Source organism: Pantoea hericii, assembly GCF_014155795.1.
GTDB lineage: Bacteria > Pseudomonadota > Gammaproteobacteria > Enterobacterales > Enterobacteriaceae > Pantoea > Pantoea eucalypti.
In genome coordinates this window covers 295,301-307,829 of the sequence record NZ_SCKV01000003.1, presented here as the reverse complement: position 1 = coordinate 307,829, position 12,529 = coordinate 295,301, and the positions used below count along the sequence as shown (strand labels likewise).

Sequence of the window (12,529 nt, the reverse complement as noted above, 5' to 3'; positions counted from 1 at the left end):
ACCGTGTTTAACTTTCTGAAAACGCCCGCTAACGCCGCCCCGCTGCAGGACAAAGGTGAGATTGATAGCCGCTATCGCTACTGGCGACGGCACATCATGTCAACCATCTGGATCGGCTATGCCCTGTTCTACTTTACCCGCAAAAGCTTCAACGCGGCAGCACCTGAAGTGATCGCCAGCGGTGTGATGATGCGAACCGATATCGGCCTGCTGGCGACGCTGTTTTACATCACTTATGGCCTGTCGAAGTTCTTCTCCGGTATCGTCAGTGACCGCTCCAATGCCCGCTATTTTATGGGACTGGGGCTGATCGCTACCGGCGTGGTCAATATCCTGTTTGGCTTCTCCACCTCGCTATGGGCTTTTGCGCTGCTGTGGACCATCAACGCCTTTTTCCAGGGCTGGGGCGCGCCGGTCTGCGCGCGCCTGCTGACCAACTGGTATTCGCGTAACGAGCGCGGTGGCTGGTGGGCATTATGGAACACCGCGCACAACGTTGGCGGTGCGGTTATCCCGATCGTTATCGGCGCGGTGGCACTGCACTATGGCTGGCGAACCGGGATGATGATTGCGGGCAGTTTAGCGATACTCGCCGGACTGTTTCTCTGCTGGCGTCTGCGCGACCGGCCTCAGACTGTCGGCCTGCCCACTGTAGGCGACTGGCGACAGGATGAGATGGAGATGGCGCAGCAGCAGGAAGGCGCAGGTCTGAGTCGCAAAGCGATCCTGACCCGCTACGTGCTTTTCAATCCCTATATCTGGCTGCTGTCATTGTGTTACGTGCTGGTCTATGTGGTTCGCGCCGCGCTCAATGACTGGGGGAATCTTTACATCTCCGACACGCTGGGGGTGGATCTGGTGACGGCCAACTCGGTAGTCACCCTGTTTGAGCTGGGCGGTGTGATAGGCGCGCTGGTCGCGGGATGGGGCTCGGACAAGCTGTTTAATGGCAACCGTGGCCCCATGAACCTGATTTTTGCAGCCGGGATTTTGCTTTCCGTCGGCTCACTGTGGCTGATGCCCTTTACCAGTTACGTGATGCAGGCCGCCTGCTTTTTTACTACCGGTTTCTTTGTCTTCGGCCCGCAGATGCTGATCGGCATGGCGGCTGCCGAGTGTTCGCATAAAGAGGCGGCGGGCGCGGCAACCGGCTTCGTCGGTCTTTTCGCCTATCTCGGCGCGTCACTCTCCGGCTGGCCGCTGGCGTGGGTAATCGACGTCTGGCACTGGAGCGGCTTCTTTGCGGTGATTGCCACGGCGGCGGGGATATCCGCCCTGCTGCTGTTGCCGTTTTTAAATGCTCAGGCGCCGAGATCCCTGCCTGAAGCGTGATACGCCTCTCCTTTTTGCCCCAGGTGGGGCAAAACTAAGAAATTTTCCTGGTTTCGCCTGGATGCTGTCTCAGGCCAGTCTGGCGGCAAGTTTTTACAATGCCAGCCATTAGCTGCCCATTGCAGCTATTCCAACCAGGAGAATCCCCTTACATGCTGGCATTCCTCAAACAGGTGCGCAGACCAACGCTGGATCTGCCAATCGAACTGCGGCGAAAGATGTGGTTCAAGCCGTTTATGCAGTCCTATCTGGTGGTCTTTATCGGCTACCTGACCATGTATCTAATCCGCAAAAACTTCAATATCGCGCAGAACGATATGATCACCACCTACGGACTGAGCATGACGCAGCTGGGGATGATCGGTCTGGGTTTCTCCATCACCTATGGCGTCGGGAAAACCCTGGTCTCTTATTATGCTGACGGCAAAAACACCAAGCAGTTCCTGCCGTTTATGCTGATTCTTTCGGCCATCTGTATGCTGGGTTTCAGCGCCAGCATGGGCACAGGTTCCGTCAGCCTGTTCCTGATGATCGCCTTTTATGCTTTAAGCGGATTCTTCCAGAGTACCGGCGGCTCCTGTAGCTACTCCACCATCACGAAGTGGACGCCGCGCCGCAAGCGTGGCACCTATCTGGGGATGTGGAATATCTCCCACAACCTCGGCGGTGCCGGTGCGGCAGGCGTGGCGCTGTTTGGTGCCAATGTGCTGTTCAACGGCCATGTGATTGGGATGTTTATCTTCCCGTCTATTATCGCGCTGATTGTTGGTTTTATCGGCCTGCGCTACGGCAGCGATTCCCCGGAGTCTTATGGCCTGGGCAAGGCCGAAGAGCTGTTTGACGAAGAGCTAAGCGATGAGGATAAAGAAGCTGAAGATGAGTCGATGACCAAATGGCAGATCTTTGTCGAGTACGTACTGAAGAACAAGGTGATCTGGCTGCTCTGCTTCGCAAACATCTTCCTCTATGTGGTGCGCATCGGGATCGATCAGTGGTCAACGGTTTACGCCTTCCAGGAGCTGAAGCTCTCTAAAGAGGTGGCGATTCAGGGCTTTACCCTGTTTGAAGTGGGTGCACTGGTGGGTACGCTGATGTGGGGCTGGCTATCCGATCTGGCCAATGGCCGTCGTGCGCTGGTGGCCTGCGTCGCACTGGCGTTGATTATCGCCACGCTCGGGATCTATCAGCATGCCAGCAACCAGTATGTCTATCTGGCCTCGCTGTTCGCACTGGGCTTTCTGGTCTTTGGCCCACAGTTGTTAATCGGCGTTGCCGCGGTCGGCTTTGTGCCGAAAAAAGCGATTGGCGCAGCGGATGGGGTCAAAGGCACTTTCGCTTACCTGATTGGTGACAGCTTTGCTAAGTTAGGTCTTGGGATGATCGCTGACGGCACACCGATATTTGGCCTGACCGGCTGGGCTGGCACGTTCGCCGCACTGGATATCGCCGCTATCGCCTGTATCTGCCTGATGGCGTTGGTTGCGGTGATGGAAGAACGCAAGATTCGCCGCGAGAAACGACTACAGCGTCTGAAGATGGTGTAAAGATAAAACTTGGCCCGGCGTAAGCCGGGCTTTCCCGCCAGGTTCTGCCCTCAGCAATTGATGTAGCCCCACCAATCTGATCACTGCCAGTCAGCCCGGAAACCCTCCCATCCCCTTTCACATATTCTTTCACCTCGTCCCCGATTATTTCGAAAATTCCCTGTCAGGTGGTCAGTCTGACCACCAGGTTGTGGCCATGTTTTAATATTTACATGGCTGAGGGCCTTTGTTTAGATGATAACTGACACCTCGAATAAAAAATTAAGCGGAACCTCATGATGATGAAGGCGCTGACTGAGCGGCAACTGACGATTATGCGACAGCTTATTTCTCATAACAGTTACGTGAGCCTGCAATTTATTTCTGAAAAAACAGCCATCACCAGCCGAACCTTACGCCGCGACATCGCTGACATTAATGAAAAACTGGCTGACTTGGGGATCAATATCAGCGGAAAAAGTGGGAGAGGGATCACAATTAAATTCTCTGATGCCCAGGCAGAAATAGCTGCGCGCCGGATTTTTTCAACCGAGATAGATGATTTCAGCAGCAACTTCAGAATGCTAAAAATAGCATCTGATTTATTAATGCTTTCACCAAAAAGTTCATCCATTAGCGAACTTGCGGATAAATACTTTATCAGCCGTGCGTCGATAGTGAATGATTTAAAAACACTGGAAGTCTGGTTGCATCAGTTTAATTTAACGTTATTGAAAAGTCGCGTCGGCACCAGTATTAAAGGCAGTGACCAGAATATTCGCATGGCGATGAAAGCGCTGGTATTAAAATCGATTTATAACCGTCAGGACATGATGGAAAGCCGCCTGGATGAAAGCACGCTGCAGGAGCTTTCAGAGAAATTTGGTCAGCAGGCTGTCCATTTTACCCTGCAACTCATCAATTTTATTGAACAGCAACTGCACTATACGATTAGCGATCCTTACTACATTAATTTGTTTACCCACATTCTGGTGCTGATTCACCGCAGTCACTCGCCGATGCCCAGGACCGACGCGCGCGCAGTGACCATGAGCAGGGTCAGCGATCATCACGCCTGGCAGGTTTCGCTGGCGGTGGTAGAGCGCATCGAGACCGCCTGTAACACGGTGCTGGTGGCTGAGGAGTCTCACTCTATCTATCAATATCTTGTCTCCTCCGGTAAAGCGGGCGGTGAAGTGCCACTACAGGATAAGTCGCTGATTTCGGAACGTGAAACCCGCTTTGCGCAGGAGTTGATTCGCCGGGTGGCGCAGCGCATCAACATTGAAATCACAACCGACCAGAACCTGCAGGCGTCCTTGTCCTCGCATATCAAGCCGATGCTGAACCGTCTGAGATATCGCATACGGATTAAAAATCCGCTGCTGCATGATATCCAGACCGAGCTGGGAACGGTGTTTGCCGCCGTCAAAGCGGTGATCAACCAACTGACGCAGGAGTACAGCCTGGATGAAATCAGTGACGATGAGGTGGCGTACCTGACGGTGCATATTCAGGCGGCCATCGAAAACAGCATCAAAGTAAAACGGGTACTGCTGGTCTGCTCCAGCGGTCTGGGCACCTCGCAGCTGCTTTACGGGCGGATTATCCGCGCCTTTCCTGACTGGAAGATTATCGACATCGTGCCAGGAAAAAATATCGCGGACTCCCTGAAACGCCATGAGTGTGATGTGGTGATCTCCACCATCCGGCTGGAGCCGCAGGAAAAACCGGTGGTTTATGTTTCAGCCCTGTTTTCGGCGAAAGATATCGCAAGAGTCACAGAGTGTCTGGTATCGAATTCAATTAATTAATAATGGAGAAGTAACATGACAACAGCCGTGGCGATTAATGAAGTGCTGAAAGAAGAGTGCATTATTCTCGATGTCGATTGCCAGACGAAAGAGCAGATTATTTCTCAGCTGACTGACCTGCTCTGCCAGACCGGCGCGGTGACCGATAAAGCAGCGTTTCTGAAGGATGTTTATCTGCGTGAAGAATTAGGCTCTACCGGATTTGAAAATCACATTGCGATTCCGCACGGTAAATCTGCTGCCGTCGCAAAAACCCGGATTGCCGTGGGCCGTTTACGCCGCGATATTCCATGGGAAACCATTGATGGCACCAGTGTTCGTTTAGTGATTCTTTTCGCGGTAAAAGAGTCTGATAAAGATGTCGGCCATATCAAAATGCTCGCCAGAATATCTATTGCGCTGGGCGATGAAGATGTCGTCGAACAGTTACTGACTGTCCCGCATCGTGAAGAGATGTTTCATTTGCTGTTATCCCGCTCGGGAGCCTGAATAAATCAGAGAATGTAATGAGATAAAAAGCTTAAGGAGGTATTCCAGGTTGTAGCCATTCCTTCAGACCGAAAAACATAAATATAAAATTTTCACTGGAGAACGTTTATGAACATTATTGCCATTACCGCCTGTCCTACAGGTGTCGCCCACACCTACCTGGCCGAAAGTAATTTGAAAAAAGCGGCTAAAAAACTGGGCCTGAATGTATTAGTTGAAACCCAGGGCGCGATTGAAAGTGAATATATTTTCAGCGACGACGATATTCATCGGGCCGACGTGGTGTTAATTGCCGCGGATAAGAAAGTAGAGATGGCGCGCTTCCAGCACAAAAACGTGATTGAGGTGCCCGTCACCCGAGCCGCAAAAGATGCCGAAGGCCTGTTAAACGCCATCGTGAACGGTGAGCTGGCTCCCCGCCTGGTGGATTCAGCATCGCCGACGAATGCGTCTGAACCGGCTAACAGTGCCCGTGAAACGTCAGGTTCCCGCTCCTGGATGTCTGAGATTTATGTGCACCTCATCACCGGTGTGAACCTGATGATTCCGTTTGTCGTGGCGGGCGGCATCCTGATCGCCCTGAGCTTTTCATTCGGGATTACTGCGGCCACACCAGGGGACGCGAATTTCAGCCCGATAGCGAAGATGCTCTCTGATATTGGCGGCGGTTCGGCCTTTGCCCTGATGCTGCCGATTCTGGCACTGGGCATCAGCCAGTCTATCAGCGGCAAAGCAGGCATCGTGGCGGGCGCAGTGGGCGGGATGATGGCGATCCACACCGGCTCCGGATTCCTGGGCGCACTGATTGCGGGATTCCTGGCCGGATACATCACGCTGTTGATCAATAACCATATTCATCTGCCTAAAGCGGTCGCCGGCCTGAAACCCATTTTGATTGTGCCGCTGCTGAGTGTGCTGCTGACCGGTGCACTGATGGCGCTGTTGATTGGTGAGCCGATTAAAATGCTGCTCGGCTGGCTGACCGCCTTCCTGAGTTCTCTGGGTAACGCTAACGCCGCCCTCCTCGGTCTGCTGTTCGGCATGATGGTGGCCTTCGATATGGGCGGCCCGCTGAACAAAACCGTCTGTATGTTTGCGATTGGCCTGATGTCGAGCGGCATCTATGGACCGATTGCCGCCTGTATGGCGGCGGGCATGGTGCCGCCGCTGGGCATCGCGCTGGCAACCACCCTCTTCCGCCGCAAATTCACAGAGCTGGAGCGTGAGACCGGCAAAGTCACTTACATCCTCGGTCTGTCGTTTATTACCGAAGGCGCGATCCCCTATGCGGTCGCCGATCCGTTGCGCGTCATCCCGGCCATTGTGGCGGGTTCCGGCCTCGCAGGCGCCCTGTCGATGATGCTGGGTTGCGCTTCCCGCGCCCCGCACGGCGGCATTTTCGTCATCTTCATTCCTAACGTGATCAGCCATGTCATGGCTTATCTGTTTGCGATCGCTGCAGGCAGTCTGCTGACAGCGCTGATCCTGCTGTTTCTGAAAAAAGATATCTCCGTTCCTGAACAACAAGGATAAAACCTATGCTTTACAACATGAAAGACTTGCTCAGCGTTGCACAACAGCATCAGTTTGGTGTCGGTGCATTCAACATCGCCAGCGCGGAATTTGGACGGGTGGCGGTTGAGACTGCCGAGAGACTCGATTCACCGCTGATTCTGGAGATCCATCCTGAGGAAATGGCCTTCACCGGCCCGGAGTTTATCGGTTATCTGCGGACGCTGGCGATTCAGGCGCGGGTGCCGGTGGTGATCCATCTGGACCATGGCCGCTCGCTGGAAGAGGTGATGAAAGCGATCTACGCCGGTTTTACCTCTGTAATGATTGACGCCTCGTCTCACCCTTTTGAGCAGAACATTGCGCTGACGAAGAAGATTGTCGAGATAGCGCACACGATTAATGTCTCCGTGGAAGCGGAGCTGGGCACCATCGGTGTGGCGGAAGGCAGCGGTGAAGGCGGCAGTAACGAGATTCTCTATACCGATCCGCAGCAGGCCGAGACCTTTGTGCGCGAGACCGGCACCGATACGCTGGCCGTCGCCATCGGCACCTCGCATGGCCTCTATCCCAAAGGGAAGCAGCCGAAGCTGGATATCGAGCGCCTGCAGCAGATCCGTAAGGTGGTGGATATCCCGCTGGTGCTGCATGGCGGGTCAGGCAACAAAGACAGCGAGGTCGCGGAATCCATTCTTTATGGCGTCGGTAAAATCAATATCTCCAGCGATATGAAGAAGGCCTTCTTCGTGGCGCTGGAACAGGAACTGAAACAGGGCGGACACGAGCCTAATTCACTCTTCGTTAAACCGATGCAGGCGGCAGGTGAAGTGGTCGCAGCGAAGATGGCGCTGTTTAGTTCGGTGGGGAAAGCGGCGCTGTATCGGTAAGCCAGTCGCCAATGACTAGTGGAACACGGCTGCGATTCAAAGAGACACTGAGGATTCGGTGTCTCTTTTGCTGCTATCACAACACTCAGCGCTCTGTGCGGCTGACTAAAATTCAGGGGCGTTTAGCGAGACGACCTGTTCAGCCACGGACGGTAATAAATGTGTTCAGCCTGGAAATCGACCGCGCCTTTATTACCGGTGAGACGCTGAGCCAGCGTTAATGCAAAATCGAAGGCGACACCCAGCCCCCGGCCACTGAGCAGATTGCCATCCTCCACCACATCCTCCATTACATACTCGCCATCTTTGACGTCCAGCCCCAGCTCGCCTGAACAGGTATAGCGACGGCCTTTCAGAAGGTTATTGCCACCCAGCACCCGGGCGGCGGCAGAGCAGATAGGGGCAATCAACATGCCGGCGTCATCATGTCGCTGAATTAAAGCAGTAACAGCAGAGCTGGCGGCCAGATTCTTAGAACCCTCAGGCCCGCCTGGCATGATCAGCGCATCGAATAAATGTGCGTCCGCTAATTCTTCAATCAGCGTATCTGCTTTAATGACGGCACCGTGGTAGCTGACGATCTCGCGCTGAGGCTGACAGGCAACGGTGGTGACTTTGATGCCAAGCCGGCTGAGGATATCGAGAGTAATAAACGCTTCTGCTTCTTCAAATCCTGTGGCCAGGAGTAATGCTGCATTTTTGGACATATTGCCTCCGATGATTTTCAATAAATGAAACACTGTTTCATTTTAGTGGCATTCTACCAGAAGTTTTCCGCTGTCGATGACTCTGTTTAAAAAAGGGAGGGTTTACAGCGTGTGCATGACAGGATGCCACTGGCAGCGCGCGGGGCCGCTGGTCTTTATTCATGCGTGAGCCATGAGCTGGTTTTTCTGCGCGGGTGATCTCGTCCTCTTCAGCCGGGTTCATGCTATCAGAGGGCTTAATTACAGCAGTGCGGTTGGGTTGGTTGAAGGTTCAGGGTGATGAAGATTGGTTACTCCCTGACTGAAACGTCAGCCGGCGGCGCTGAAAGAATAGCGCAGCGTTTATCCAGTAGCGACTCAACGGACGCCCGATTGCCCTTATCCCAGCCGCGCCGGGTGGTTAGCAGGATAAATCCTTTTTCTCCCGAGAACGTCGTCGGGATAAGCGCCACGCCAGACTCCGCCAGCTGTGGCGGCGACAGATGAAAATGGCGTGCCACGGAGGAGACAGGATAGATCCCCATCGCCGTGGGCTGCATAACGCGTCGGGCATAGTAGGTGTGATTCAGCAAACGGTCGGGCAAGGGTCGCCAGTCATCACCAATATAGGGCCTCTCGGCCTGAAGCTGGCGATAGACATCCTCCCGCAGGCAGGTCAGATGAATATGCAGTTGATTCTGGCTGCGGCCATAAGCGGAGTTCAGCGCCATACCGAGCCGCTCCTCAGGCACTTCAGCACCATAGGCCGCCATCAGACGATAACGCATTAACCAGGCGTAACCGAAATAATCGGGACGTCCGGGGCGCGTCAGCGCAATACTCTCAATGCCGGACATCGCCACTGTGGGCACCAGAATAAAGTGCAGCTTGTGGCGGGGATTCTGGATGATGCTGTAGCCCTGTGTGGCGTCCTGCGGAAGATAGACTTGCTGGCAGGGAGCCGGATCGCGACGGTAGTGATAGTTATTCATGCAGAGATTATGCGTGACCGTCCATAGCGCGTCAGAGCGGGCGCATCCTGTCAGCAGCAGCGCGATGACCAGCGGCAGAGACCGGCATCGCCATAACCATTTCCCGTTTAGTGGATTCCGTCCGCTCAGGAGACTCAATGCAGGTATAACCTCATCAGCAAGGGTTTGTATTAGGGAAGTGTTTAGCTGAATGGCAAATCAGCATTCAGAAAGAGATGCACTCACCTTTTGCTTCAAAAGCTTCAGGAATTCTGCAGGCGTCGTTTCCCATAAATCTGTAGAAAATTCCGCGCCATAGCAGCTTTCGAAATCCTGCTCCAGATTGTCAGTCTCCCTCATAAATTGTTCAATATCACCTATCAAGCCATGCCGGGAGGCGGGAGTAGAATCTGCAATCCATGCGTTGATTTGAGCATCTACACTTTCACCACTACCGAACAGGTCATAATCCTGTCCAAAATAGATGGCGATAAGGCTATCCAGTCCGGCTATGTTAATGTTTTTCAAAGTCGTAACCTCGGCGACTCAATTATTCAGAACCTTGGTCAGCTCAACCTCACGGGTTATGGGATTAAAGTATAGATAGAACTGATCCCCATCCAACTGATCAGGCCTTGCCCATATTTCCTTCTCACCCAGACTGCGCTTTTGCTTCGCGTATCCCAGCTTTTCGAGATAAGCGCGCAGCGATGCAGTATCTGCAGCTCCTTTAAATACGATGCTATTTGTAGGAGAATAACCGTCACCAGGGTGCGACTCGAAATAGAACTCGTCCGTTATACGTGGTGCTTTTTCGATATCTGAGTCTGTCAGTGTATGGTATTTAAAAAAATCGTGTTGTGTGTAAACAGTCGCCTCATTTGAGCACGCGGCAACAAACCAGACAAACAGACCGCCACAAATAAGCACGGTAGCAACCATAAGCGCGGACCACTTAAACAGGTTTTTCATTGCTTCGTCCCCATGAATGAGAGTGATGTCCCATCATTGGTAACGACCTTAACAATTCCAGATGTGAAATCGTTCCACGGCCTGAGCCAGGTCATAAAATGCGGAAGATATACTTTATACGGCTGATGTCGCAGGCATTTATCATCCGGGTCGGGAAAAAGAATCGGACGGAATCCATGATTTTTATGGGAACCGATAGCCCCATAGTAGTCCCAGCGCCGAACAGCTGAATCATAGCTGACTGGCTTGAGACGATAGCCATATCGGCCCGGTATGATAGCCCGATAAAAACCAAACAGATCGGAAACCAAATCCTCACCACTGAAACCGCTGTCTGTATACCATGAGAATGAACGCAGACTTTGCAGGCTTTCGAATCTGGATGCGGTGTTCATCATCATCGCCAGCATGATTCTGTTAATCTCATCGGTGTCCCGGCCTCGCTTGATTTCCCAGTGAGAAAACTTCCCGACGCCAAACCGCGATTTGAACTTAAAAACGCCCATATCCTGCCGGTACATGACTGGATAAGATGGCTTGCTGCTACGCTCACCTTCAGCGAACTGACGCCTCAACGCAGCCACGTCATTGCCACGGGCATGGCCCATATCAATCCAGCCCAACACCTCGGTGTAAACTATGCCTCTGTCGAGTACGTCAAAGGATGCCCCATCCTTAATTTCTCTTCGGGTGCTCATACTTACATCTCCTTATGTAGTTTGCTCGTGAATGGTATAGATGATTTTTCAGACAGTCCAGCCGGGAAGCTGTTTCATTAGCCTGCTTACCATTGATTAATATTCCAGGTGTGCTGCATGCCGGTTTGGGCAACAAAGCGGGCGCTCCGCCTTCTTATTCTTTGTGATAAGAGAAATCAGCTGTGACTAGATGCGAAACTGACTTAGCAGATTGAACCTCATAGGCGAAATAGTATCGTTCTCCCGTTGTGAATTTAAATCCGAACACAGGAAGGCACTCACCTTTTGGAACATAAACAGGCTTGTCATCAAAAACCCTGTGAAAGGATTCACTTTTATCGCTGTTGATTTGAATGGCAGTGATACTTTCTTGTGGCTCCAGTGGCGACACTACACAAACTCGATTGTCTTTGAGAAACGCCGTTGTAGATACGCGCCCCACCATTCGATCGCCAGGCCCAGGACATCCCGTTAAGAGAAATACGACACCCAGCAATATTTTGTTTTTCATGTTCAACGCTCCTTCCCTGTTACGACTTTATGGCAATGCGAGGGGCAAAAAACTACTTCACTTATTATAAAATTCGTTTTTTTTATTCATCTTCTTCTCAATCACTCTGACTATGATCTGATAACCGTTGAGGGTTACCACTGTTCTGATGACTATTAGCGTAACCCCCACAAACCTTCAATATCGCGTTGATTGTATAGCTTTGCTAACGCTGTCCAAAAATTCTGCTCTCCCTCTGTAGATTGATCTGATGGCTTTACCAGAAGGAAAGTTATTACGAGCAAGGTGACGGCGATAAGGATTCCATCCCTTGCCGGGACACGTTTCGCTTCCATTTAACACCAACTCAATTGTGCAAAAGACATTAGCCCGTTACGTAATTTTACCTGTGAGGTATAGAGTAATGTCTGCCGAATAGCCATGAAATCAGTTCGATGTTGTAAAGTGATGTAGCCTAAAGACACGCCGAGCGGCGCCGCGAAAATGCAGCCTGAAATTCCCTCGCTCTACATTATTCACCTTGATATTTAACCGCCCCCGATGCGATCTCGGGAGCGGCTTTCCATTCAAACGACTTTCTGTTTACCGGATATAACCTGAATAAACTCCTGAACCTGCTTTTGTTTCCGCGCCGACAGGTTGCATACCTGGCGCAGCGACTGCACTAGTTCGCTCTCCTGCCGGGCAGTGAGCACAATACAGCCTTCCATTACCTTTACCTCTACGGCTGTGCCAGTGACAAAGCCGGCTGCTTCCAGCCATTGTCCTTTCATAGTGATGGCGGGAATCCGGCTGTAATCCGGATAGCGGCTCGCGTAGCCAACCGTCAGCTGGCGGTTATTTGAAGGCGAGACTTCTGGTTCCGACAGTTGTGCAATAGAATGGGCGTCAGTCATGATTACTATTCCCTATAAATAGTGATTGTGATTAGCGGCGCGGGTGTGTTGGCGCACATTCGCACCGCGCTAAATACCTGTATATATCATCAGTAAAGCGACAAAAGTCCAGTTTAAAACAGCCTTAAATAAGCTATTCATTAAATAATTTTAATATAAAAACTAAGGTTTAGCTGGCATAAAATAATAAGACGCGCACCATCCAGGTGCGCAGGTAAATAATGATAAGGAGTTTTCA

Annotated in this window: 13 protein-coding genes; 6 read left to right on the top strand and 7 right to left on the bottom strand. The window is 52.0% G+C overall.

Features of this window, described 5'->3' with window-relative positions; all coding sequences use genetic code 11:
* The first annotated feature begins 3 nt into the window (after window positions 1–3).
* The 6 genes from uhpC to H7K52_RS08460 all read left to right on the top strand — a co-directional run bounded on the left by uhpC (window position 4) and on the right by H7K52_RS08460 (window position 7,557).
* Window positions 4–1,332 carry an MFS transporter gene (uhpC, locus tag H7K52_RS08485; RefSeq protein ID WP_003850910.1) on the top strand — a complete coding sequence of 443 codons (1,329 nt, stop codon included), beginning with the start codon at window positions 4–6 and terminating at the stop codon, window positions 1,330–1,332.
* A gap of 152 nt (window positions 1,333–1,484) precedes the next feature.
* The gene (gene uhpT, locus H7K52_RS08480) at window positions 1,485–2,876 is read left to right on the top strand and encodes a hexose-6-phosphate:phosphate antiporter (protein ID WP_182629933.1); all 1,392 of its coding nucleotides are present in this window, start codon (window positions 1,485–1,487) and stop codon (window positions 2,874–2,876) included.
* A 275-nt stretch (window positions 2,877–3,151) separates the two neighbouring features.
* Window positions 3,152–4,669: a BglG family transcription antiterminator gene (locus tag H7K52_RS08475; protein ID WP_310736390.1), complete on the top strand. Its 1,518-nt coding sequence runs from the start codon at window positions 3,152–3,154 to the stop codon at window positions 4,667–4,669.
* Between the two features lie 15 nt (window positions 4,670–4,684).
* Window positions 4,685–5,158 (top strand): PTS sugar transporter subunit IIA, encoded by a 474-nt coding sequence (locus H7K52_RS08470; RefSeq protein ID WP_050556834.1) that lies wholly within the window; start codon window positions 4,685–4,687, stop codon window positions 5,156–5,158.
* Window positions 5,159–5,266: 108 nt separating this feature from the next.
* Complete coding sequence (locus H7K52_RS08465; protein ID WP_182629932.1) at window positions 5,267–6,691, top strand: PTS fructose transporter subunit IIC; 1,425 nt, start codon at window positions 5,267–5,269, stop codon at window positions 6,689–6,691.
* A 5-nt stretch (window positions 6,692–6,696) separates the two neighbouring features.
* Window positions 6,697–7,557, top strand: coding sequence for a ketose-bisphosphate aldolase (locus H7K52_RS08460; protein WP_078804788.1), 861 nt, complete (start codon window positions 6,697–6,699; stop codon window positions 7,555–7,557).
* Between the two features lie 122 nt (window positions 7,558–7,679).
* Here the strand turns inward: H7K52_RS08460 and H7K52_RS08455 are convergent, their stop codons facing one another.
* The 7 genes from H7K52_RS08455 to symE form a co-directional block, all read right to left on the bottom strand.
* Window positions 7,680–8,264 (bottom strand): DJ-1/PfpI family protein, encoded by a 585-nt coding sequence (locus H7K52_RS08455; protein WP_140916162.1) that lies wholly within the window; start codon window positions 8,262–8,264, stop codon window positions 7,680–7,682.
* A gap of 290 nt (window positions 8,265–8,554) precedes the next feature.
* Window positions 8,555–9,364, bottom strand: coding sequence for a CDP-diacylglycerol diphosphatase (locus H7K52_RS08450; RefSeq protein ID WP_140916193.1), 810 nt, complete (start codon window positions 9,362–9,364; stop codon window positions 8,555–8,557).
* Window positions 9,365–9,433: 69 nt separating this feature from the next.
* The gene (locus tag H7K52_RS08445; RefSeq protein ID WP_003850923.1) at window positions 9,434–9,742 is read right to left on the bottom strand and encodes a contact-dependent growth inhibition system immunity protein; all 309 of its coding nucleotides are present in this window, start codon (window positions 9,740–9,742) and stop codon (window positions 9,434–9,436) included.
* An 18-nt stretch (window positions 9,743–9,760) separates the two neighbouring features.
* Window positions 9,761–10,186, bottom strand: a complete 426-nt coding sequence (locus tag H7K52_RS08440; protein WP_039658869.1) for a hypothetical protein — start codon at window positions 10,184–10,186, stop codon at window positions 9,761–9,763.
* Window positions 10,183–10,884 (bottom strand): hypothetical protein, encoded by a 702-nt coding sequence (locus tag H7K52_RS08435; protein WP_039658871.1) that lies wholly within the window; start codon window positions 10,882–10,884, stop codon window positions 10,183–10,185. Before H7K52_RS08435 ends, H7K52_RS08440 begins: the two co-directional genes overlap by 4 nt.
* 154 nt (window positions 10,885–11,038) lie before the next feature.
* Window positions 11,039–11,395: a putative T6SS immunity periplasmic lipoprotein gene (locus H7K52_RS08430; RefSeq protein WP_110411681.1), complete on the bottom strand. Its 357-nt coding sequence runs from the start codon at window positions 11,393–11,395 to the stop codon at window positions 11,039–11,041.
* A 566-nt stretch (window positions 11,396–11,961) separates the two neighbouring features.
* Window positions 11,962–12,291 carry an endoribonuclease SymE gene (symE, locus tag H7K52_RS08425; protein WP_182629931.1) on the bottom strand — a complete coding sequence of 110 codons (330 nt, stop codon included), beginning with the start codon at window positions 12,289–12,291 and terminating at the stop codon, window positions 11,962–11,964.
* Window positions 12,292–12,529 lie beyond the last annotated feature (238 nt).

Excerpts from the sequence above, each read along its gene's own strand:
- uhpT (WP_182629933.1), top strand. The coding sequence starts at position 1,485 with ATGCTGGCATTCCTCAAACAGGTGCGCAGACCAACGCTGGATCTGCCA.
- H7K52_RS08475 (WP_310736390.1), top strand. The coding sequence starts at position 3,152 with ATGATGATGAAGGCGCTGACTGAGCGGCAACTGACGATTATGCGACAG.
- H7K52_RS08470 (WP_050556834.1), top strand. The coding sequence starts at position 4,685 with ATGACAACAGCCGTGGCGATTAATGAAGTGCTGAAAGAAGAGTGCATT.
- H7K52_RS08465 (WP_182629932.1), top strand. The coding sequence starts at position 5,267 with ATGAACATTATTGCCATTACCGCCTGTCCTACAGGTGTCGCCCACACC.
- H7K52_RS08460 (WP_078804788.1), top strand. The coding sequence starts at position 6,697 with ATGCTTTACAACATGAAAGACTTGCTCAGCGTTGCACAACAGCATCAG.
- H7K52_RS08455 (WP_140916162.1), bottom strand. The coding sequence starts at position 8,264 with ATGTCCAAAAATGCAGCATTACTCCTGGCCACAGGATTTGAAGAAGCA.
- H7K52_RS08440 (WP_039658869.1), bottom strand. The coding sequence starts at position 10,186 with ATGAAAAACCTGTTTAAGTGGTCCGCGCTTATGGTTGCTACCGTGCTT.
- H7K52_RS08435 (WP_039658871.1), bottom strand. The coding sequence starts at position 10,884 with ATGAGCACCCGAAGAGAAATTAAGGATGGGGCATCCTTTGACGTACTC.
- H7K52_RS08430 (WP_110411681.1), bottom strand. The coding sequence starts at position 11,395 with ATGAAAAACAAAATATTGCTGGGTGTCGTATTTCTCTTAACGGGATGT.
- symE (WP_182629931.1), bottom strand. The coding sequence starts at position 12,291 with ATGACTGACGCCCATTCTATTGCACAACTGTCGGAACCAGAAGTCTCG.